The following is a 20,523-nucleotide window of genomic DNA, read 5'->3' as shown; positions in this document are numbered from 1 at the left end:
CCTCCCAAACAACTTTGCGTTTATTATTGCATTTATTTGCGTATACATTAAAGAATGCATTGTCAACGGACTGTGGTGAAAGCTGCTATCGCGCTATGAATGCGAAACGGGAAGGAAGCGGGCTAAAATGAAGAAAAGTTATGATGTGGCAGTGTTCCACGGGGACGGAATCGGCCCTGAAATTATGGCCCCTACGCTTGAAATCCTGCGTCAGCTCTCGCGCGGCAGTCCTTCCTACGAACTGGTGTTTACAGACGCTCCGGCGGGCGCAGGCCACTACGTCAAAACTGGAGATTCGTTTCCGGCTGGGTCACTCGAAACTGCACGCAACGCCGACGCGATTCTGCTATCTGCAATGGGTTTGCCGGATGTTCGCTACCCTGACGGAACCGAGATTTCACCGCAGATCGATCTGCGAAAGCAGCTGGGGCTTTTCGCTGGGGTGCGGCCAGTAAAGGTAAGCAGTAGACAAATGACCCCATTGGCGCTGCCTCCCGGAAAAGAGATCGACTTTGTCTTGATACGCGAAAGCACAGAAGGACTGTTCTTCACCCAAGGCGCTGGCGAAGTTACTGAACACGAAGCACGTGAAACTTTGCTGATCACTCGTGAGGTGTCCGAAAAACTGTTCCGTTTCGCGTTTGAACTCGCCCAGAACCGCAAAAGAACCGGGCGCGGTCGGGGTCGAGTTACATGTGTCGACAAAGCCAATGTGTTCCGCGCCTTTGCGTTCTTCAGATCAATTTTTGACGCCGAAGCCGCCAACCATCCGGATTTGCAGGCTGATCATGCCTATGTCGATGCGACCGCCCTCTGGATGGTCCAAAAGCCTTGGGAATTCGATGTATTGGTGACTGAGAACATGTTCGGAGACATCCTCTCCGACCTTGGTGCCGGTCTCATGGGTGGCCTTGGACTGGCTCCTTCAGCTGATATTGGGTTAGACCATGCTGTTTTCCAACCCTGCCACGGCTCCGCTCCGGACATTGCTGGACAAGGCATTGCCAATCCCTTTGCGATGATCCTGTCCGCGGCAATGATGCTTGAATGGCTGGGCTTGACTCATGATCACCCGGAACTGTCCAGCGATGGCGCACGATTACGCGAAGCCGTGGAAAAGGCGACTGAGAACGGTCAAAACCTGACACGAGACTTGGGTGGCACCGCCGGAACGCGGGACGCGGCCTCATCGGTATTGGAAGCATTGCGGGTATGAATACTCAAGACGCTATCAGAGTCGCGTGTGTGGGTGCGGGGTATTTCAGCAAGTTCCACTACGAAAGCTGGTCCCGAATGCCCGGAGCGGTTCCGGTTGCATCCTGCAACCGTGATATCAGCAAGGCGAAAGAAACAGGACTGGCCGCTTACGATGATCTGTCAAAAATGCTGGGGGCGGAAAAACCAGATCTCGTGGACATCATCCTTCCACCTGTGGCGCAAGCCGACGCTATTCGAACTGCGCTGCATTCGGGCATAAAATGGCTGATCTGCCAAAAACCTTTCTGCATGTCTCTGAATGAAGCGGAGAAGATCGTTTCAGAGGCTGAAGCGGTAGGTGCAACTATTGTCGTGCATGAGAATTTTCGCTTCCAGCCCTGGTATCGTGCGATCAAGGTAGCGATGACCGAGGGTCGAATTGGAACACCTCTACAAGCGACTTTTCGGCTTCGGCCTGGCGACGGACAGGGACCGCGCGCCTACCTTGACCGACAGCCGTACTTTCAGGAAATGCCGCGTTTCCTGGTTCATGAAACAGCGGTTCACTGGGTAGACACGTTCCGGTTTCTATTCGATACGCCCAGAGCCGTTTATGCAGATTTGCGCCAAGTTAACCCCGTTATCGCGGGCGAGGACGCAGGTTACATCCTGTTTGACCACCCCAACGGTTTGAAAGCTCTGTTCGATGGCAACAGATGCCTTGACCACAGCGCCAAAAACCCGCGTCAGACCATGGGCGAAGCTCTCATCGAAGGAACGGAAGGATCACTGGTTCTTAACGGCGACGGTTCAGTTGACCTCCGCGGTTTTGGAAAACAGGAGCGACAGCAGATTCTACCTCCAAGCGATCACGATGGGTTTGGAGGCGACTGCGTCCACGCCTTGCAAAGTCACGTCGTTTCAGGCCTTCTAAGAGGCACGCCGTTGGAAAACACGGCTCGCGACTATTTGGACGTGATCCGCATCGAAGAGAACATCTATCTCTCGGCTGCGGAGGGACGAAAGATCAACCTGGAGACGCCGTGAAGGATCAGGAAGCAAAAACTCTTTCCAATACGCAACGCGCTGTTAGGGATTTGCGACAGATGATCCTGTCCGGCGAACTTGCAGCCGGGACTGACCATCTGGAGTCAGAGCTCGCCGAAACTCTGGGCATGTCTCGCACCCCGATACGGGAAGCTGCGCTGATGTTGGAAAGTAAGGGGTTGCTGGAAATGCGGCCCCGTAAGGGCGTTCGGATTCTGCCTGTTTCATCAGACGATATGCGTGAAATTTACGACATATTGACGGAACTCGAGAGCCTCGCAGCACAGCGCGCTGCCGAAGCGGGTTATTCAGAAGATGAACTGGCGGTACTTGCCGGATCGATTGCAAAGATGGACCAAGCCATCGAAACCGAAGACCTAGAAGCCTGGGCCGAAGCCGACGAGTTGTTTCATCAGGAGCTCGTTCGGTTGGGCGGCAACAAACGGGTCGAAGCGATTGTCGCCATGATGAGCGACCAGGTGCGTCGCGCGCGCGCAACGACGTTGTTCATCAGGCCCCTGCCCGTCAAATCCAATGAAGATCACAGGGTTGTTTTCCAAGCGATTAGTGAAGGTCGTCCAGATGCTGCCCGTGAACGACATCGAGAACACAGGCTGCAAGCAAAGGCTATGCTTTGCGGGATACTCGAAAAGCATCGGCTCACCAGCCTCTGATCTTCTCGTGTCCGGTCGTTAATCGACTAAAATAACTGCCTATATTCGGCATTAAAGGCGCTCCGAACACTTGTCTCCCACAGCAGTCTACGGTTGCGTCCGGCTGTTCTGATTTATTTTTTTTCAAGTCATTCATCCAATCACCGCATCGATTGAGGTTGAGGTAGTACGATTTCGTATTATTTAGTTCGATATCGTACTATTGGAGAATCAAAATGCCAAACAGAAGACGTTTTCTAAAAGTTCTAGGCGGGGGCACGATTTTGGCGGCAACGGGTGCGGTTGGGTTCCTCGCTACACGCACACCGCATGACGCGCTGGCTCCGTGGACGCCAAAACCGTATGACGACCCGCGCAAAGCCGCTTTATCCTATGCAATTCTCGCCCCCAATCCGCACAACTTGCAACCTTGGCTGGTCGAGTTGGTTGGACAAGACAAGGTGCGTATCCACCGTGATCCTGATCGCGAGCTTCCGGAAACCGATCCTTACCACCGCCAGCTTTATATTGGCCTCGGCGCCTTTGTTGAGACGATGGTCTTGGCAGCAGATGCACAAGGATTTGATGCCAAGGTCAAATTACTGCCTGATGGGGATGACGGACCCGTCGCAGAAGCAGTGTTTGTGCCGGGCGGGGTATCCGATCCACTATCAGATCAAATCCTAAACCGACATTCAAACAAAGAACCGTACACTGAGCAGCGGCTGTCCGAGGCGGAAATATCAGTCCTTGGAAACTATGCCACTCTGATTTCCGATGAGGATCTAGTGGCCCGTGTTCGAGACCTCACGAAACGCGCCTTTGAAATCGAAATGCGAACACCGCAGACCCTGAAAGAGTCCGTCGACCTGATGCGGATCGGGAAAGCAGAAATCAATGCCAACCCGGACGGGATTGAATTGCGCGATCCCATGCTGGAAACACTGCGACTTACCGGCGTATTGGACAATGAGACCCTGATGAACGTTGACCACCCAGGCACTCAGTCACACATGCGAGGCTACTTCGCCATGCTAGACGCGACACCGCAATACGCAGTCCTCACGACAGCCACAAATACGCGAAGCGATCAACTCAATGCCGGGCGTCAATTGATGCGTTTGTACTTGAAGACAACCGAAATGGGCCTGGGCGTTCATCCGGTCAGTCAGGCCCTTCAGGAGTATCCTGAGATGGCCAATGAATACGCTCTGGCGCATGAGCTTCTTGCGTCACCGGGCCACACGGTGCAAATGTTGCTGCGTTTGGGGTATGGACCCGAGCCAATTGCCACACCCCGCTGGCCGCTGGAGACACGAATTCTGAATGAAGCCTGAGGATGAGACCAACGAAGTCTACCGGTTCTTCACCGAGGTCGGGATCATTAATCAGCTGATCTCGACCAAGCTTGAAGCGTTCTTGCCTGGTCGAATGACAGCGACTCAATTTGGAATTTTAGGCCACCTGGTCCGGCGTCCCGAGGGAGAAACTCCACTACAGCTATCGAACGCTTTTCAAGTGCCCAAGACATCGATGACGCATATGCTCTCGAGCCTTGAAAATCATGCCCTGATTACCCTTGAAGCCAACCCCAATGATAGGCGTTCAAAAATTGCTCGGTCCACACCGGAAGGCGCAGAGTTTTTGAAAGCTTCTATGGAGCGGATGTCGGAAGCTCTTGGTCCGGTTTTGTTCGAACTCGGGCCTGAACCGTTTCAAAATTCTTTGCCTAATCTCACGCTCATTCGCGAAACATTGGACCGTGAGCGGGACTAGGCGCAACCTGCGTCAGCTCAAGCAAGCAGTAAAATTCTCAGAACATCATGAAGTCTCCGCCCGGGGAAGCAGCAGTGATCCCTTTGGCAATGTGGACGTGTAGGCAAATGTCACAACCACCAGAGGCACACACCTTGTTATTGCGTGCGCTCAGAGAGAAAGAACAGCTCTATGGGCTGGGCAAGGCCACGTATTTCGTGATCTCCACAGCTGACGAACATGTTCGGTGCAGCACTTGCAACAGCTGACGTCGCCAAAACTCTCCGACCGATTGTTTTTGTTAAGCCTTCAATTCGGCTTGCGACGTTAACCGCGCCGCCCAGAACTGTAAAATCAAGCCTGCCGGGGCTGCCGATATTACCATAACTGACCTGCCCCACGTTGATTCCAACACCAATGTCCAATGGCGGTTTTTGAATACCTTCTCGTCGTGAATTGAGAGAAGTCAAACCACTCAATATGCTCTGAGCTGCGAGCGCTGCCATGCGGCATCGGTCGGCGTGGTCATTTTGAGTTTCAATAGTAAAGATTGATAGGATGCCGTCGCCCATGAACTTGAGGACGTCTCCACCGTTGTCTTCTACGGCTTTGACCACCAGATCAAAATAGTCAGTAAGCGTGTCAAAGATTTCTTCTTCCGGAGAGGTCTCGGAAAGTGCCGTAAAGCCTCGCAGATCAGAGAACATCACCACGGCATCCAGAGTTGTTCGCTCCCCGCGCTTTATATTGCCGCTCCAGACGGCTTCGGAAGGTCCATCTCCTAAATAAGTTCGAAGTAAACCTTTAGACGATTTGCGCATCGTAACGGGCTCAAGAGCGGAAGAAAGGGCCGGTAATGCCGCTTCAATCAGTCTTAGATGATCCTGCGAAAATCCGTCCGGCGACTGCGTAACAAAGGTGCAACCATGCAACGATCCATCACCGTAATATAGCAAAGTAGCATAGTAGTCGGTGCCGCCCTGCTCTGCAAATTCCAGATAGGATGAATGCTCTGTTTCTAAGTCCAGTTGTCGGAGACTTTTGTGAAGTGGCTTTCTGTTCGCAAGAATATACTCAAATGAGCTCCCAACATAACCATCTGTCAACATCGTCTCATGGGTGACATCGTAGCTGTCGGTGCCTTCAGGCGTCCAAACAACCCCCCAAGCAATAAGCAATGGGTTGGCAAAGCGCTGGCCAATGTTTGCTCGCCACAGCGGAACTCCGGCTTCGGTCAAGGAGGAACAAAACTGTGACACCACCTTTACGGGATCGCCGGAGCGCCGACCTTCTGTGATCATCCATTCGGTTAGTCGAGCGACTTGTTCCATGGACCCAAGTTAGTCGCTTGGAAACGATGAGCAAAGATTTTTGGAATTGCATAGTCGCTTGTATTTATTGAGCCGCCTGATCTGATTGGTTCAACAGAAGATTGCAGCCCCTCGCTTGAGCGAACTTCAATAGAAACCAATCCCGCTGACATCTACAAGGACCTCGTGATCGCGCCCGTAGGCTACAACTCCAACTGAGGTGATTTCGTCAGCGACGGGAATAGCGCGTAACATGGCACCTGAAGCCTTAAAGTCTGACAGAGGCAAAATGACTTCGGTCCATTCTTCAGAAGTTGCAAACCCGGCCTGATAGTATTGCCACGGAAGCACCGTGCCACGTGTCCTGAGGTGGACGAAGTATTGCTCGCCGTTACCCCGTACTAATAGCCTGACGCCCGATACACCCGCATCTGGTCTGTCCGACAACTTGCGTCGGAACTGAATAAAGCCGCCGTTGTTTTCTGTACTGACGGTTCCGGTCAACCGCGCGAATGAAACATCACCTTCCGAACTAAACTGCACCTGCCCTGAAGAGACCCCTCCCATGACAGTGTCGGCAACGTAGTCCCAACGCGTCTCCGGAGACTCGGAGAAGTCCTCAGTAAGATTTCCATCAGCCTGCGCCATTGAAGATCCGATGATAAATAGACCTGAAAGAAGCCCAACGAAGTTGCCACGCATATTGTTCTTCCTCAGTTCAATATCGCAATGGAAAGGTTAAGCGCCGTGGCAAATGCGACCCATGCTAAATACGGCAGGAAGGCCAGTGCAGAGAACCGATCAGTGTGCCTGACTTCAGAGATGAACACGACGATGACAGCCAGCAACGCGACAATGACCAAAAGGGCCAACCACGGCATTTGCAGTACGAAAAAGGTTGGGGACCACAAGAAGTTCAGACCCATCTGCGCCCACCACAACTTCATGGTGGTGGAGCTTCGGTCTGCTTCGAACTGGCGCCACCCCGCCGTAGCGATCAACACATAGAGGGCAGTCCAAACCGGGCCAAAAATCCAATTTGGTGGGTTGAAAGCCGGTTTAGAAAGCTGCGCATACCAATCGCCGGGTGCAGTCAGTGTCCCGATCAGGATGCCACCTCCCAACATGAGCGCAAGAAATGCTATGCGGATCGACCAATTCGACATTGCTGGGCAGCCTTCAGCAGTCGTTCGTCGTGACGTTGACAAGCGCTTCGGTAGAGAAAGTCGCAGTACTGGTCTCATCCGCATCGGAATAAGACACCGTGGCGCCTTCGATCTCCGACCCTGTTACGGTGATTTCGCGTTGCCCGATGGTGTCATCTACATCGATGGTAAAGGCGAGTTTGTCCCCGGCTGCAAGGGAGGCGATCTCAAGTTCAATTGTATTTTGCCCGTCCACAACCAAAGGAAATTGACGCAGTGCATCTGCACCCTCAACGAATTCGAGAGGCTGGAAGACCTCTACACCAGCACCATTTTCGGTAACGTCAAAAATCAAACGTCCGGCAGATTGCGACAAGTCAATTTTGACGGTCGAGGCTTCAACTTGGCACGTTCCGACATTTGTCAGAACAAAACGGTCCTTGGGTGCGCCTTCTATGAAGCGAATTTGTACTCCGGCTTGAAGCGAAGTAGCCACGAATAATCCAAGGGTCGCCGCAAAAATGCTGGTCGGGGGCATATTTATCTCCTTGATAAAGGGTTCGTGGTAAATACGCTTCGGCGGATTTCTTGGATCAGACTTATGACTTTTGACTATCGTGGTTCAGCCGACAGGTACTTTCGCAGTTCCATGCACCGCATTCAGATTGATTAAGTCAAAACATGCCATTGTCATTCTCGCTGCTTGCTGGAATTTCCTGAAGAACATCCCAGTGTTCGACAACCTTACCGTCAGCATCCAAGCGAAAAATATCGATCCCTGCGTACTCGAGACCATCGGGCCAGATTTGGTGGCAATGCAGAATAACGTGGTCGTCTTCAGCAAAGGCACGTTTTATGTCCACACGCTTTCCCGGGTATTCAGCAGCCATGCGTTCGAAATACTCGACAAAAGCTTGCTTGCCGTCGCCAACATGTGGGTTGTGCTGCGTATAGGTTTCACCAACAAAGGTCGCTATGGCCTCGGCAGGTCGACAATCATTGAACATCATTTCGTAGAAAGCGATGACGTTTTTCTTGTTTGTTCCGAGGTCCGGCATGCTGATCTCCAGATCGACGTTTACTAAAACTGTTGGCCCGTGAAGTACTTGGAGGCAAGCCGGCAAGGATCTCGATCACTGATTGGCAAGAAGTTGCGAGCTTGATTTTGTGTTCCAACTATTTCGAGGTTTGGTCACTCACTCGCCTTCCTCGAAGTCAATATGAATGTGATTTCCATCAGGATCAGCCACATGGACTTGGACCATTCGAGCCCCCGGGACTTCCGTTTTGCGATACTGGATCTGACTCGAGATCAGTTTTTCTTCGAATGCACTCAACCCCGTGGCTGAGAGCGCAAAATGCTCGAGCTTGAGCTGCACTTCGGAGCCGACATTGGGCGTTCCTTCATTACCCACAAGGTGGACCACGGCGTGGTCACCTGTATACAACCAAGCGCCGGGAAACGGGAAATCAGGGCGGGCCCCGGGCTTTAAACCCAGAACCTCTGCATACCAGGCGATCATTTCAGGCAACCTGGTCGTTACTATGTTCACGTGATCCAGCCGTTCAATTCTCATCTAGAATCCCTCAAGCACCAGCTTTCCTTTGGCCTTGCCGCTTTCAAGGACAGCATGCGCTTTCATTAAGTTGCTGGCATTGATCCGACCAAGTGTATCCGTTGCCGTGGATCTGATCTTTCCATCGTCTATCAATCCGGCGACCTGATTCAGGATTTCGCTTTGACGGTTCATATCTCCAGTCCCAAAAAGCGACCGGGTGTACATGAACTCCCAATGCAATGAGATCGATTTGGGTTTGAACGGCGCGATGTCGAATGTCTCAGGATCATCGATCAACCCAAAGCGACCTTGGGGTGTAATCACCTCCCCAGCTTGAGACGCATAAAGCTGGGAATGGTTCGTTGAATAGATGAAATCCACGCTTTCCATACCGAGAGCCTCGAGTTGCGGTCCCAGAGGTTCGGCATGGTTGATGACATGGTGCGCGCCCAACTCTCGAACCCAGTCTTGTGTCTCGGGTCGAGAAGCGGTGGCAATCACCGTCAAGTCAGTGAGAGCTCGGGCCAATTGAATGGTAATTGACCCGACACCGCCTGCGCCGCCTATAATCAGCAATGTACTGGTTCCGCCGGGAACGGCATCCTGGACTCGCAAGCGGTCGAACAGCATCTCATAAGCAGTTAACGTCGTAAGCGGCATCGCCGCAGCCGCTGTCGCTGGTATGGATTTTGGCGCGGCTCCGACAATACGTTCATCTACCAGATGAAACTCGGCATTGGTTCCCGGCCGGTTTATTGCCCCGGCGTACCAAACTGTATCTCCCGGACTGAAAGTCTCAACCGCTTCGCCAACGGCTTCGACGATCCCTACTGCGTCCCACCCCAGAATATCAGGTGCTGGACCTGCAGGAGCACGTTTTTGACGAATTTTCGTATCGACTGGATTTACTGACACGGCGTGCACCTTGACCAACAAGTCATGCCCCTTTGGCGTCGGTTTGTCGGCCTCGAAGTCGATCAAGGCGTCCACGCGATCAATCGACCCTGTCTCACGGTATCCTACGGCTTTCATAACGTGCTCCTTTGTCCGGTTCTTTATCAACCGATGACTGTCATCTCATTTAGCGTGAATTCTGCAACGGCGCCCTCTGTTGCTTCCAGGTAAGCCGCAAGGTGCTGAGCACCCATGTGGGTTTGCCAAAGCTCTCGGCTTTCCCAATTTTCGTAGAACACGAAATGAGCCGGGTTGTCGTTGTCCTGGTGCAGGTCATAGTTGATGCAACCCTCTTCGGCTCGAGTTATGTCGATGAGCTTGATGAGCTCGGCCTTTACGAGGTCAATCTTGTCGGGGTTGGCTTTGATGTTGGCGACGATTGTCAGCTTGGCCATTGGAATAGGTCCCTTGTGTTCTTGAGAGATGTGCCAGATTTACGCCGCAGTCCTTTCGGGATAAACAGGACAAAATCGAACATATAATCCGGAAATTCCGTTTAATGCTTTTAGACAATCTTCGCTTGTTCCTGACTATAGCCGAGAAAGGCAGTCTCGTGGCCGCGGCGCGGGAGACAGGTATGTCGAGCACGACAGTATCCGAGCGCCTCGCGGCCCTAGAAGCACACTACGGAGTGGTTTTATTTAACCGAACCACCCGTTCCATCAGCCTGACTGAAGAAGGCCGGTTGCTAGCCGACGGTGCAAAAAGTGTACTCAGTGAGGTTGCGGACCTGGATACACTTGTTCGGCATGGTGCCGAAACTCTATCTGGTCCAATTCGCATAAGCGCGCCTATCGATTTGGGACGGAGCTTTGTCTCCGAAGTTATTGCCGAATTCACCGAAGAGAACCCCGCCGTCTCAATCGAACTGTCCCTCTCAGACGGCTATGTCGACCTTGTAGGCCAGGGTTTTGACCTCGCCGTTCGCTTTGGCAACATAACAGACAGCTCGCTCAGATTGCGAAATCTAGGAAGCTACCAACGGTTCGTATGTGCGTCCCCAGATTACCTAGCTTCATTCGGAACGCCTGAAAAACCAGAAGATCTACTAAACCACAATTGCATGGTCATGAGGTTTGGCGACATGATCGACAACGTTTGGGAGTTTGGATCAGGACCAAATGCCCAGCGCGTGTCGGTAAAGGGAAATCGAATAGTCAATGATGGTTCACTCATCCGCGATTGGGCGATTGCAGGCCATGGGGTCGTATTAAAGTCGGAGCTGGATGTCGGCGACGATGTTCGGTCTGGCAGACTTGTTTCTGTTTTGCGCGACTTCCTGCCACCGCCGAAACCTTTACAAATGATGTTTCCGCCTAGCCGAGCCCAACCACGCCGCATAACGGCGTTGGCAGAGCATTTGCATCGCAAATTTGGTGTGAGTTGAGGCAGCAGGGGAAGACACTAAAGTTTGGTCACAAGAACCTCACCTTATGAGTTCTTCTGAGCTGAAGCGGAGTACATTTGTACGGCTCGCCGAGAAGCGGCTTAGAAGAAAAGCGCAAGCCCGGTCATTGAGACAACTAAGAAAAGTAGCGTCATGATTCCGCCTGAGCGAACAAAATCGACCACCCGATAACCTGCTGGCCCCATGATCAACGCGTTCACCTGGTGGGTTGGGATCAAAAATGAGTTAGACGTCGAAATTGCCACGGTAAGAGCAAATACAGCCGGGTTTCCACCCGAAGATACCGCAATAGAAACGGCTAACGGCACCAGCAGAACAGTTGCACCTACGTTGGACATGACCAACGTGAATACCGTAGCCAAAACGGCTATTCCTGCTTGCAACGACCATATCGGCCAACCCTTCAGTAGAGCCAACACATGTGCTGCAATCCAATCCGCAGTGCCGGTGTTTTGAACTGCCTGACCCAACGGGATCAGTGAAGCGAGTAGAAAAACTGTGCTCCAACTTATCGACTCGTAGGCCTCATCAATCGACAACACCCGGCTCAAAACCATGCCAACAGCGCCAATTAACAGGCACAACGACAAGCGCAGATCAGAAAACAGAATTAAGATCAGCGCTATTAGGAAGAAGGCGAGCGCCCATCCGACCTTGTGCGGCCGCAACTCCTCCTGGGGAAAGTCCGAAGTTACGACGACAAAATCCCTGTCTGACTTCAGTCGTGTCAGACGGTCCCACTGCACGTGCACCACACACGTATCACCGGCCTGCAAAGGGACTTGCCCGATATGCGTGGCTGAATGATCTTCGGTTTCTACATGGCTCAGCGTTTCTTCGCCGCGCTGAATGGCCAACAGAGACAAACCATGTGTCTGACGGAGGCGCAAATCAATCGGAGTCTGGCCGATCACTGAAGAGCCGGGCGGAATAACAACCTCGGCCACCCCCGATTGGGTCGCGGCGAAATCATCTGCAAAGACATCTAGTTGGGGCAGGATCTCTAAACCGTAAGGTTCAGCAAACTGATGCTCAACAACACGGCGCAGGCCAAGCACTGCAAGCCGCGCTGGCGCTTCGATCTTGGTATCAGCCATCGGTGCGATGACCTTGTGTCCGCGATAGGATGTGCCAAGAATGTATAAGTTGTGGGCGACCATGACATCTGCGAGCGTTTGTCCAATCAAGATCGAGCCCTCTGGAACACGTATCTCGAACATATCGGCCCTAAGCCCATAGGTGTTTTCGACATAGGTCTGCATGGATCGGGCTGAGCTTGCGTCCTCGCCACGCTCCCGCTGCGCAGGGAGAACCCAACGACCAAAGAGCACAAAATAAAGCACCCCTGTCAGCACCAGCATCACACCGATAGGCGTGACTGAAAACAACCCAAATGTCTCCATTTGTTGGTTGGCCGGTAGGGATGAATTTGCCGAAACAATCAGGTCATTCAACAGGATGAGGGGCGACGACCCCACTAATGTGATGGTACCACCCAGTATCGCGCAAAACCCCATGGGCATCAGCAACCTACTCATCGGGATTTCCGTACGCGCTGAGATGCGGCTCACAACAGGCAGAAAAAGCGCAGCAGCTCCGACGTTCTGCATGAACGAGCTGATAACACCAACCGTAGTTGAAATAATCGGGATTATCCGAGCCTCTGTCGTGCCACCATTCTTGAGGATCAGGGCCGCAACCTTTGACATAAGCCCCGTCTTATCAAGCCCAGCCCCGATTACCATAACTGCGATGATGGACATCACAGCGTTCGAGGAAAAACCTTCAAAGAGCTTGGATACATCTGCAAGATTACTTAGCCCCGGGAGATAGCTCAGTGCACCAAGCAGCACCATTACAAGAATTGCGGCGACATCAATCCGAATAATCTCGGTAACAAAAAGTAAGACGGTAAAAGACAATAGACTCAGTACGGCTATCATTTCGTACGTCAGTGTTGGTAATTCCATATCGTACTCCCAACCTAACGTTACCCAACCAGCAGCAAATACGAAGGACCAACTCTGCGCCGCAGATAAGGCCAAAATCCATCAAGCCGTCTAACGCAGCTCGTTTTCTCGGAGGTGGTATCTGCTGAAACCTGGATTTCGCCGACTCAAAAGAGACGCTGATGATAAACTCAAAAGCCTCTCTTAATCACCGCAATCGGAGGGAAGCAGTCCATTCGCAGAGTTGTGATAGATCCCGCTTCCAGAATAGATATTGCCGTACCTGCAAAATGAGCGCGTCCAAACCGGCGCGCTCACTCTATTTTTTATTGCCTGTCACCAAGGAGTTAAGAGTGATGCATCACTCTGCGGCAACAGCTTCCTGTCCCAGTGTCGGGTAGTCCGTGTATCCCTTTTCATTACCGCCGTAGAGGGTAGTTGCATCCAGCTCATTCAGAGGGGCGTCTTTCTCCAGCCGACTGACAAGATCCGGGTTGGAAATGAACGGTCTGCCAAAGGCCACCAGATCGACGGCGCCGGTATCAACCGATTCAATCGCCATTTCGCGATCATAAGCGTTGTTGCCCATTTTCGCGCCGTCAAACAATTCATATAGCGCCTTTAGGTCACCACCTTCAGGAATATCGCGCGGGCCGCCGGTTTGTCCTTCTACGAGATGGAGATAGGCCAACCCAAAGCTATTCAACAACTTGATCGCATGCGAGAACGTCGCCTGTGGATCGCTGTCAGAAATGTTGTTGGCGTCCGAGAAGGGGCTGAGGCGGACACCAACACGGTCGGCACCCCACACATCGACAACTGCGTCCATGACCTCTTTCAGGAACCGTGCTCTGTTCTCGACAGGACCGCCGTATTCGTCTTCACGCTTGTTGGACTCGTCCCGCAGAAACTGATCAATAAGATATCCGTTGGCTGCATGGACTTCGACACCATCAAATCCAGCCTTCTTGGCGTTTTCCGCGGCCTGGCGGTAGTCGGCGACAACGCTTGCAATTTCTTCGATACTCAGAGCCCGAGGTTCCGATGTTTCGACAAACTGCTCGCCATCAAAAGTCATGGCTTTAGCGCCAATTGCGGATGGTGCGACAGGGGCGCCGCCATCCTGTTGCAAGCTAAAATGAGAAATCCGGCCCACATGCCAAAGTTGGATCACAATCTTCCCACCCTCGGCATGGACAGCCTCAGTCACTTTTTTCCAGCCATCGATCTGCGCATCGGAATAGATGCCGGGCGTCCAGGCATAGCCTTTGCCTTGGGGCGAGATTTGCGAAGCTTCCGTAATGATCAGTCCAGCACCCGCGCGCTGCGCATAGTATTTGGCCTGCAATTCATGGACGCTATCATCCTCGGCTCTTGCCCGGTTGCGGGTCAATGGCGCCATAACAACGCGATTTTTCAGCTCGATTGCACCAGCCTTGATACCGGAGAACAGTTTTTCATCAGCCATTGCTACTTCCTTCTTTGGTTTACTTCGTTCATATGTTTTTGGACTATCTGGTCCAAAATTAAAGTCGCGGTTATTGTTGGGATTTTTGTTACGTTTCACGCTCTTATGGTTAGGGAGACTTAAGGTGTAATCACCGACCGGGCTTGTTTCAGAGTTTGAGATATCTGATCGGCGGGCACACCCGCCTTCCGCAAGGCCAGTGTGCCGATTGCAAGGGAGGCAAAGGCGCGCGCCTTGACGAGTGCCTGTCCCGGATCCGAAGGTTTAAGCGCTCTCGCAATAATCTCGTCAATGCTCTCCAAATGATGCCGCCCGAGAGCCGCCACTTCCTCATCATGAGGAGCGAGCTCCGTAAGGCAGTTGATCAGCATGCAGCCGTCACGACCGCCTTGCGGGTTCGCCAAAGCTTCCATTATCGCACCAACGGGGTCATCCCCGCCCGCATTCGCGACATCACGCAAAGTCTTCAAACCACGCCTGGAATAGTGGCTTAGGGCTTTGTGAAACAAAGCCTGTTTGTTACCGAACGTTCCATAGAAGCTGGACCGGCTCAAACCCATGGCCTCGGTCAGATCGTCCACAGAGGCTGTCTCGTAGCCCTTGTGCCAAAAAACGCACAAGGCTTTTTCCAAAGCCTCGGCTTCGTCAAAGCTACGAGGCCGCCCGGGACCTGCGGGCGACTTGTTGCCGCCAATTATAAGAGTACCTTCGCTCATGCCTTGGATGTGGAATGGTCGGTCCAGAATTTCAAGTGACCAATCGAGGATTTTGGATTAATCAGTCCGAATTCCAACTAACGACAGGGATTTTCTAGGTCGATAGAAATACCCGAGACGCCCTTAGCCGTACCTCAAGACACCGGTTGGTTCCCTTGTTTCTCACTGCTTGCAGAAATTACCGTTTGAGGCTGGACTAACGCGGCGGCAAAGGAAGGTCCTCCAACGTTTGCAAAGCCTGTTTTCTGCGCATCGCAGACCTTCGCGAGATTCCAAGCGAAAAGGCCGCATGGAATCCAAGGCTCCTTAGGGAGGCCCTATGCGGGTTGAGCGCCGCAAAGGTCTATAACCGCAACGACTACGCCAAAAACTGATTGAACTTATCGGTGCGGCAGACAGTCGTGCAACGCAAAACTATGCGCGTACCACGCTAAAATATGGGGTGTGCGAAGTGTTATCCGCACACCTGCATTTTGTCAGAAATCCAGATTTTCGACGCTCAGCGCATTTTTCTGAATAAACTCACGGCGTGGTTCGACCACATCACCCATCAGCTTGGTGAACAGGTCATCAGCCTCGACCATATCGTCCACTCGTACCTGCAGAAGCGTCCGCGCATCCGGGTCCAGTGTGGTCTCCCAAAGCTGATCGGGGTTCATCTCACCCAGACCTTTATAGCGTTGCAGCGACAGGCCTTTTTCGCCCTCTTCCAGAATGGCGCGCAACAGGTCCAGCGGCCCATGAATGACCTGAGACCGGTCGCGCCGGATCAGAGTGGCCGGAGTGTTGTAGATCTCTTGCAAGCTCTGGGTGAAGCTGCCGGTTTTGCGTGCCTCGCCCGAACGCAGCATGGGTCCGTCCAAGGTGCGAACTTCTTCGACGCCACGCAGGATACGTGCCAGACGGATGCCGTGGTCCTGAGTGATCCGACCTTGCCAACCGCGCTCGTATTCCAGTGCGATCAGGTCGAGACGCGCGGCAACTTTGTCGGCCACACCTTGCAGGTCGGCATCGACCGCGCCGGGCACGAAAGCTCCGGCGACAGCGGCCTGTTCCAGAATATGCCGCGGATAATGCGTCGGGAAGGCATCCAGAACGCGCTTCAATTGGCGCGCTTCGTCCACAACACGGGTCAAATCCTGACCGACGATCTCTTCGCCCGAACCCAGTTTCAGCACCGCCCCTTCGACGCCCTGGTTGATCAGGTAGTCGTCCAGCGCCGCCTGATCCTTCAGGTAAACCTCTGATTTACCGCGCGAAACTTTGTAGAGCGGCGGCTGCGCGATATAGAGGTACCCGCCCTCGATCAGCTCCGGCATTTGCCGGTAAAAGAAGGTCAACAACAGCGTCCGGATGTGCGCACCATCCACGTCGGCATCGGTCATGATGACGATCTTGTGGTAGCGCAGCTTTTCGATGTTGAACTCATCGCGGCCAATACCGGTGCCCAACGCCATAACAAGATTGCCGATTTCCTGAGACGACAGCATCCGGTCAAACCGGGCGCGCTCGACATTCAGGATTTTACCGCGCAGAGGCAGAACGGCCTGAGTCAGGCGATCACGGCCCGTCTGAGCAGAACCTCCAGCCGAGTCACCCTCGACAAGGAAAACCTCGGTCTTGGACGGATCCTTCTCGGAACAATCCTTCAGCTTGCCAGCAAGATAATTCACATCCATCGCCGTTTTGCGGCGGGTCAGTTCACGGGCTTTACGCGCGGCTTCGCGGGCCAAAGCGGCCTCAATGATTTTGCCAACAATAGTCTTGGCCTCGTTCGGGTTCTCTTCGAACCATTCGGCCAGTTTTTCGTTCATCAGTCCTTCGACTGCAGGGCGCACCTCGGAGCTGACCAGCTTGTCCTTGGTCTGGGACGAAAACTTCGGGTCGGGCACTTTGACCGACAACACGCAGGTCAGACCTTCACGTGCATCATCGCCGGTAAAGCTGACCTTTTCCTTTTTCGCAATCCCGCTGGATTGGGCATAGTTGTTGATCGTCCGGGTCAGCGCGCCCCGGAAACCCGCCACGTGCGTCCCGCCATCGCGCTGCGGGATGTTGTTGGTGAATGGCAAAACAGTCTCGTGATAGCTGTCATTCCACCACATCGCGATTTCAACGCCGATGTCGTCGCGTTCGCCTTTGATGTAAATCGGTTCGGGCATCGCGGCCGTCTTGGAACGGTCGAGATACTTTACGAACTCTTTCACACCGCCTTCGTAGAACAGTTCCGTCTCAAGCCGTTCAGCCGGGCGCTCGTCGATCAGTATGATCCGTACGCCCGAGTTCAGGAAGGCAAGCTCGCGAAGGCGCTTTTCCAGTGTCTCGAACGAGTACTCCAGGTTCGAAAACGTATCCGTCGAGGCAAGGAAACGCACCTCAGTTCCCGTCCGGTCACCGCATTCAGCGACAACTTTCAGATGCTCGGTGGTCTCGCCACCTTCAAACCTTGCAACGTGTTCCTTTCCGTTGCGCCAGACACGCAACTCCAGCCAGTTCGACAGGGCATTCACCACCGAAACGCCCACGCCGTGCAGACCACCAGACACTTTGTACGAGTTGCTGTCGAACTTACCGCCAGCGTGCAGCTGGGTCATGATAACCTCGGCAGCCGAGACGCCCTCTTCCGGGTGAATATCGACCGGAATCCCGCGCCCGTTGTCGCTGACCGAGACACTGGAATCGGCATGAATCTTTACCGTTACATGGTCGGCATGACCAGCCAACGCCTCGTCAATTCCGTTGTCGACAACCTCGTACACCATGTGGTGCAGACCCGAGCCATCGTCGGTGTCGCCGATATACATACCGGGGCGCTTGCGAACGGCCTCCAAGCCCTTGAGAACCTTGATGGAATCCGCGCCATATTCTTGTGGTGCCTGTGCGTCTTCGGACATGCCGTTAGTACCTATATTATTTTGGTAACTTATACGTTTTCTGGGGGGGAATGTCACGCGCTCCCCCAATATTTTGTGTCAGCAGAGGTTGATTACGTTCGATACGGCAGTTGTGCGCCGAAACCTCACAATTGATCGATATCAGCCGCTATGTCCGCAGCAATTTCCTGCGCGTTTACATCCTTTCGCTCAGCAGACAACCGAAGACCCAGAAGATCAGATTGATAGCGCGTTGCAAGCCGGTTCGGATCATGATCCGAAGCGATATCCCCTGCTTCCTGAGCGCGCCGAAACAGATCTGCAAAACACGCCTTCATCTCTGCCATATGAATGCCAGCTGCTTCGGCGAGTGCATGATCTTTGGCCTGCAGTTCCGCGTATGTTTTGGCCAGCATGCAAGCTTTTGCGGGGGCATCGCTGGCCTCGATAACCAGCCGTGGCTGCACCCTCAAAGCCTCAAGCGGGCCTAATTTATCAGCAAGAGCCTTTAGCCTCGCAATCCCTTCCTGCGCGTAGCGTTCCAAAGCCAAGCCATACAGCGCATCCTTGGATCCAAATGCCGCATAAAAACTTCCGGGTTTCAGTTTCAGCTCACGCTCCAGGTCCTTCAGTGAAGTCCCCGCCCAACCCTGACGCCAGAAAATATCCCTAGCCTGGGCGATCAGAGCATCACGGTCATATTCGGGTTTGCGTGGCATTGTCTTCACCAATTCTTGAACGGTTGCTCAAATATATACTTGAGCGATCACTCAAGAAAGACTATTTCTGCCTCAATGCGCCAGAAAAGGAGTTTTCAAATGGCCAACTTCCCGTCCCACGATCTCGAATCCGCCCCTGAGGGATCCAAACCACTGCTGGAAAAATCGCAGGCCGCATTTGGCCGCCTGCCTGGCCTGCATAAGGTGATGGCGGAAAGCCCCCAGCACCTGGAAGGCTATCAGGTGCTGCACGGCCTGTTCATGCAGACCGATTTTGACAATGATGAGAAAACCGTCGTCTGGCAGACCATCAACGTGGAAAACGAGTGCCACTACTGCGTCCCTGCTCACACCGGTATCGCCAAGATGATGAAGGTTTCGGACGACATAACCGAAGCACTGCGCAATGAAACCCCGCTGCCCAACGCAAAGCTGGAAGCGCTGCGCACATTTACGCTGCAAGTCATGGAATCTCGCGGCAACCCGACCGAAGAGCAGCTGCAGGCGTTCTTCGACGCAGGTTATTCGCACCGTGCGGTTCTGGATGTGGTTCTAGGCCTCGCGCAGAAAACCATGTCGAACTACGTCAACCACATGGCGAAAACGCCAGTCGACGAAGTTATGCGCGGTTTCCTGTGGGAGCGTAAGGTCAGCGAACCCGCCTAAGAGCTTACGACCGAGCCGTCGTCGCCTTCGGAAACGATCAGCGTCTGGGCTCGGTCGCCCAGTTCCGCAAACAGTTCAGGCCCGGTGCCCGTCATCCAGGCCTGAGCACCCAAAGCACAAATCTCGTCATACAGCGCCGCACGGCGATCCGCGTCCAGATGCGCGGCCACCTCATCCAGCAACACAATAGGCGGAGCACCCACCATCCCGGCCAGCGCCCGCGCGTTGGAGAGGATCAGCGAAACCAGCAGCGCCTTCTGCTCACCAGTCGAACAATCCTTTGCCGGAACACCCTTGGCCGCAAACACACCGTACAAATCCGACCGATGCGGACCCACCAAAGTCCTGCCCGTAGCCAGATCGCGAAAGCGGCTTTCATTCAGTGCATCCCGCAGATCGTCAGCTGTTTCCGGCATCGTACCTTCGGTTTGAACCAGTTCCAGATCAGCAGATGGAAAGGCTGTTTCAGCCTGATCCTGTGCGCTTCGCAGATGATCCAGCGCTGATAGGCGCGCAGTGTGTATCCGGTGCCCCGTCTCGGCCATCTGACCTTCCAACGCTGCATACCAGTGGGCATCGCGCACCTGCTCTTTCAGCAGACGATTGCGCTCCCGCATGGATTTTTCATAGGTCAGCGAAGCCTCGGCATGTGCCGGATCGAAGCTCAACGCGATCCGATCCAAAAATCGGCGCCGTCCTTCTGCGCCTTCGATCCACAACCTGTCCATAGAAGGAACCAGCCAGACGACTCGTGCCAGTTTACCCAGTTCGATCTGACTGGACGCCTTGTCATCAATGCGAACCTGGCGCGCGGCACCGCCTTCGGACCAGGTTTCGATCTCAAATTGCTGCGCCTGCGCCTGCAATAGCCCCGACAGCTTCCAGCCCAAAGCCTCGGGTCGTCTTGTCATCTCGGCCGCACTCGCCCGTCGCATACCGCGACCGGGCGAAAACAAGGACACCGCTTCAAGGATGTTGGTCTTACCCGCCCCGTTTGGCCCATGAATGGCCACCGGCCGCCCATCCAGCGACAATCGCGCCAGCTTGTGCGACCGAAAATGCGAGACCGTAAGCTCGGTCAGGGCCAAAGCCATGACCCCTCCC

At 53.6% G+C, this 20,523-nt stretch carries 21 protein-coding genes; 7 read left to right on the top strand and 14 right to left on the bottom strand.

The genetic code is table 11. The features are described 5' to 3' along the window. Positions 1-127: 127 nt before the first annotated feature. The 5 genes from GOX61_RS20570 to GOX61_RS20550 all read left to right on the top strand — a co-directional run bounded on the left by GOX61_RS20570 (position 128) and on the right by GOX61_RS20550 (position 4,673). Positions 128-1,216: an isocitrate/isopropylmalate dehydrogenase family protein gene (locus GOX61_RS20570; RefSeq protein WP_170336733.1), complete on the top strand. Its 1,089-nt coding sequence runs from the start codon at positions 128-130 to the stop codon at positions 1,214-1,216. Beyond that, positions 1,213-2,244, top strand: coding sequence for a Gfo/Idh/MocA family protein (locus GOX61_RS20565; protein WP_170336731.1), 1,032 nt, complete (start codon positions 1,213-1,215; stop codon positions 2,242-2,244). Before GOX61_RS20570 ends, GOX61_RS20565 begins: the two co-directional genes overlap by 4 nt. Next, positions 2,241-2,918 carry a GntR family transcriptional regulator gene (locus GOX61_RS22650; RefSeq protein ID WP_367646991.1) on the top strand — a complete coding sequence of 226 codons (678 nt, stop codon included), beginning with the start codon at positions 2,241-2,243 and terminating at the stop codon, positions 2,916-2,918. The genes GOX61_RS20565 and GOX61_RS22650 overlap by 4 nt, the downstream gene beginning before the upstream one ends. Before the next feature lie 215 nt (positions 2,919-3,133). After that, positions 3,134-4,234, top strand: coding sequence for an Acg family FMN-binding oxidoreductase (locus GOX61_RS20555; protein ID WP_170336729.1), 1,101 nt, complete (start codon positions 3,134-3,136; stop codon positions 4,232-4,234). After that, positions 4,224-4,673: a MarR family winged helix-turn-helix transcriptional regulator gene (locus GOX61_RS20550; RefSeq protein WP_170336727.1), complete on the top strand. Its 450-nt coding sequence runs from the start codon at positions 4,224-4,226 to the stop codon at positions 4,671-4,673. The genes GOX61_RS20555 and GOX61_RS20550 overlap by 11 nt, the downstream gene beginning before the upstream one ends. Before the next feature lie 137 nt (positions 4,674-4,810). Here the strand turns inward: GOX61_RS20550 and GOX61_RS20545 are convergent, their stop codons facing one another. The 8 genes from GOX61_RS20545 to GOX61_RS20510 all read right to left on the bottom strand — a co-directional run bounded on the left by GOX61_RS20545 (position 4,811) and on the right by GOX61_RS20510 (position 10,015). After that, positions 4,811-5,983 (bottom strand): adenylate/guanylate cyclase domain-containing protein, encoded by a 1,173-nt coding sequence (locus tag GOX61_RS20545; protein ID WP_170336725.1) that lies wholly within the window; start codon positions 5,981-5,983, stop codon positions 4,811-4,813. Positions 5,984-6,109: 126 nt separating this feature from the next. Next, on the bottom strand, positions 6,110-6,664 hold the full coding sequence (locus GOX61_RS20540; RefSeq protein ID WP_170336724.1) for a CIA30 family protein: 555 nt from the start codon (positions 6,662-6,664) through the stop codon (positions 6,110-6,112). Between the two features lie 11 nt (positions 6,665-6,675). Continuing rightward, positions 6,676-7,128, bottom strand: a complete 453-nt coding sequence (locus tag GOX61_RS20535; protein WP_170336722.1) for a TspO/MBR family protein — start codon at positions 7,126-7,128, stop codon at positions 6,676-6,678. A 13-nt stretch (positions 7,129-7,141) separates the two neighbouring features. Then, entirely contained in the window at positions 7,142-7,645 is a 504-nt protein-coding gene (locus tag GOX61_RS20530) for an aggregation factor core (RefSeq protein ID WP_170336720.1), read from the bottom strand. A 136-nt stretch (positions 7,646-7,781) separates the two neighbouring features. Further along, on the bottom strand, positions 7,782-8,165 hold the full coding sequence (locus GOX61_RS20525) for a nuclear transport factor 2 family protein (RefSeq protein WP_170336719.1): 384 nt from the start codon (positions 8,163-8,165) through the stop codon (positions 7,782-7,784). 138 nt (positions 8,166-8,303) lie between these two features. Then, on the bottom strand, positions 8,304-8,684 hold the full coding sequence (locus GOX61_RS20520) for a VOC family protein (protein ID WP_170336717.1): 381 nt from the start codon (positions 8,682-8,684) through the stop codon (positions 8,304-8,306). Continuing rightward, positions 8,685-9,698, bottom strand: a complete 1,014-nt coding sequence (locus tag GOX61_RS20515; RefSeq protein WP_170336715.1) for a zinc-binding alcohol dehydrogenase family protein — start codon at positions 9,696-9,698, stop codon at positions 8,685-8,687. It lies immediately after the preceding gene. Between the two features lie 26 nt (positions 9,699-9,724). Beyond that, positions 9,725-10,015 (bottom strand): putative quinol monooxygenase, encoded by a 291-nt coding sequence (locus tag GOX61_RS20510; protein ID WP_170336714.1) that lies wholly within the window; start codon positions 10,013-10,015, stop codon positions 9,725-9,727. A gap of 104 nt (positions 10,016-10,119) precedes the next feature. On the opposite strand from GOX61_RS20510, the gene GOX61_RS20505 reads away from it, so the two are divergent. Next, positions 10,120-11,007: a LysR family transcriptional regulator gene (locus GOX61_RS20505; protein ID WP_170336712.1), complete on the top strand. Its 888-nt coding sequence runs from the start codon at positions 10,120-10,122 to the stop codon at positions 11,005-11,007. Positions 11,008-11,108: 101 nt separating this feature from the next. Here the strand turns inward: GOX61_RS20505 and GOX61_RS20500 are convergent, their stop codons facing one another. The 5 genes from GOX61_RS20500 to GOX61_RS20480 form a co-directional block, all read right to left on the bottom strand. Continuing rightward, positions 11,109-12,998, bottom strand: a complete 1,890-nt coding sequence (locus GOX61_RS20500) for an SLC13 family permease (RefSeq protein WP_170336710.1) — start codon at positions 12,996-12,998, stop codon at positions 11,109-11,111. Between the two features lie 340 nt (positions 12,999-13,338). Next, positions 13,339-14,445 carry an alkene reductase gene (locus GOX61_RS20495; protein ID WP_170336708.1) on the bottom strand — a complete coding sequence of 369 codons (1,107 nt, stop codon included), beginning with the start codon at positions 14,443-14,445 and terminating at the stop codon, positions 13,339-13,341. A gap of 119 nt (positions 14,446-14,564) precedes the next feature. Further along, positions 14,565-15,161, bottom strand: coding sequence for a TetR/AcrR family transcriptional regulator (locus GOX61_RS20490; RefSeq protein WP_170336706.1), 597 nt, complete (start codon positions 15,159-15,161; stop codon positions 14,565-14,567). A gap of 476 nt (positions 15,162-15,637) precedes the next feature. Beyond that, positions 15,638-18,055 carry a DNA topoisomerase (ATP-hydrolyzing) subunit B gene (gene gyrB, locus GOX61_RS20485; protein WP_155146627.1) on the bottom strand — a complete coding sequence of 806 codons (2,418 nt, stop codon included), beginning with the start codon at positions 18,053-18,055 and terminating at the stop codon, positions 15,638-15,640. Between the two features lie 125 nt (positions 18,056-18,180). Beyond that, complete coding sequence (locus GOX61_RS20480) at positions 18,181-18,753, bottom strand: TetR/AcrR family transcriptional regulator (RefSeq protein WP_170336704.1); 573 nt, start codon at positions 18,751-18,753, stop codon at positions 18,181-18,183. 99 nt (positions 18,754-18,852) lie between these two features. On the opposite strand from GOX61_RS20480, the gene GOX61_RS20475 reads away from it, so the two are divergent. Next, entirely contained in the window at positions 18,853-19,419 is a 567-nt protein-coding gene (locus tag GOX61_RS20475; protein ID WP_170336702.1) for a carboxymuconolactone decarboxylase family protein, read from the top strand. Here GOX61_RS20475 and recF read toward each other — a convergent pair. Then, entirely contained in the window at positions 19,416-20,513 is a 1,098-nt protein-coding gene (recF, locus tag GOX61_RS20470) for a DNA replication/repair protein RecF (RefSeq protein ID WP_170336700.1), read from the bottom strand. The two genes, GOX61_RS20475 and recF, sit on opposite strands and share 4 nt — an antisense overlap. Positions 20,514-20,523: the final 10 nt, after the last annotated feature.

Origin of the sequence: Ruegeria arenilitoris (genome assembly GCF_013030265.1) — a bacterium.
GTDB classification, from domain to species: Bacteria; Pseudomonadota; Alphaproteobacteria; order Rhodobacterales; family Rhodobacteraceae; genus Ruegeria; species Ruegeria arenilitoris_E.
Note: the sequence above shows the minus strand (reverse complement) of the source record. Positions and strands in the feature narration are given on the sequence as shown.

Bases quoted from the DNA above. Each gene is read 5' to 3' on its own strand.
- GOX61_RS20570 (WP_170336733.1), top strand. From the start codon at position 128: ATGAAGAAAAGTTATGATGTGGCAGTGTTCCACGGGGACGGAATCGGC.
- GOX61_RS20565 (WP_170336731.1), top strand. From the start codon at position 1,213: ATGAATACTCAAGACGCTATCAGAGTCGCGTGTGTGGGTGCGGGGTAT.
- GOX61_RS20555 (WP_170336729.1), top strand. From the start codon at position 3,134: ATGCCAAACAGAAGACGTTTTCTAAAAGTTCTAGGCGGGGGCACGATT.
- GOX61_RS20550 (WP_170336727.1), top strand. From the start codon at position 4,224: ATGAAGCCTGAGGATGAGACCAACGAAGTCTACCGGTTCTTCACCGAG.
- GOX61_RS20545 (WP_170336725.1), bottom strand. From the start codon at position 5,983: ATGGAACAAGTCGCTCGACTAACCGAATGGATGATCACAGAAGGTCGG.
- GOX61_RS20540 (WP_170336724.1), bottom strand. From the start codon at position 6,664: ATGCGTGGCAACTTCGTTGGGCTTCTTTCAGGTCTATTTATCATCGGA.
- GOX61_RS20535 (WP_170336722.1), bottom strand. From the start codon at position 7,128: ATGTCGAATTGGTCGATCCGCATAGCATTTCTTGCGCTCATGTTGGGA.
- GOX61_RS20530 (WP_170336720.1), bottom strand. From the start codon at position 7,645: ATGCCCCCGACCAGCATTTTTGCGGCGACCCTTGGATTATTCGTGGCT.
- GOX61_RS20525 (WP_170336719.1), bottom strand. From the start codon at position 8,165: ATGCCGGACCTCGGAACAAACAAGAAAAACGTCATCGCTTTCTACGAA.
- GOX61_RS20520 (WP_170336717.1), bottom strand. From the start codon at position 8,684: ATGAGAATTGAACGGCTGGATCACGTGAACATAGTAACGACCAGGTTG.
- GOX61_RS20515 (WP_170336715.1), bottom strand. From the start codon at position 9,698: ATGAAAGCCGTAGGATACCGTGAGACAGGGTCGATTGATCGCGTGGAC.
- GOX61_RS20510 (WP_170336714.1), bottom strand. From the start codon at position 10,015: ATGGCCAAGCTGACAATCGTCGCCAACATCAAAGCCAACCCCGACAAG.
- GOX61_RS20505 (WP_170336712.1), top strand. From the start codon at position 10,120: ATGCTTTTAGACAATCTTCGCTTGTTCCTGACTATAGCCGAGAAAGGC.
- GOX61_RS20500 (WP_170336710.1), bottom strand. From the start codon at position 12,998: ATGGAATTACCAACACTGACGTACGAAATGATAGCCGTACTGAGTCTA.
- GOX61_RS20495 (WP_170336708.1), bottom strand. From the start codon at position 14,445: ATGGCTGATGAAAAACTGTTCTCCGGTATCAAGGCTGGTGCAATCGAG.
- GOX61_RS20490 (WP_170336706.1), bottom strand. From the start codon at position 15,161: ATGAGCGAAGGTACTCTTATAATTGGCGGCAACAAGTCGCCCGCAGGT.
- gyrB (WP_155146627.1), bottom strand. From the start codon at position 18,055: ATGTCCGAAGACGCACAGGCACCACAAGAATATGGCGCGGATTCCATC.
- GOX61_RS20480 (WP_170336704.1), bottom strand. From the start codon at position 18,753: ATGCCACGCAAACCCGAATATGACCGTGATGCTCTGATCGCCCAGGCT.
- GOX61_RS20475 (WP_170336702.1), top strand. From the start codon at position 18,853: ATGGCCAACTTCCCGTCCCACGATCTCGAATCCGCCCCTGAGGGATCC.
- recF (WP_170336700.1), bottom strand. From the start codon at position 20,513: ATGGCTTTGGCCCTGACCGAGCTTACGGTCTCGCATTTTCGGTCGCAC.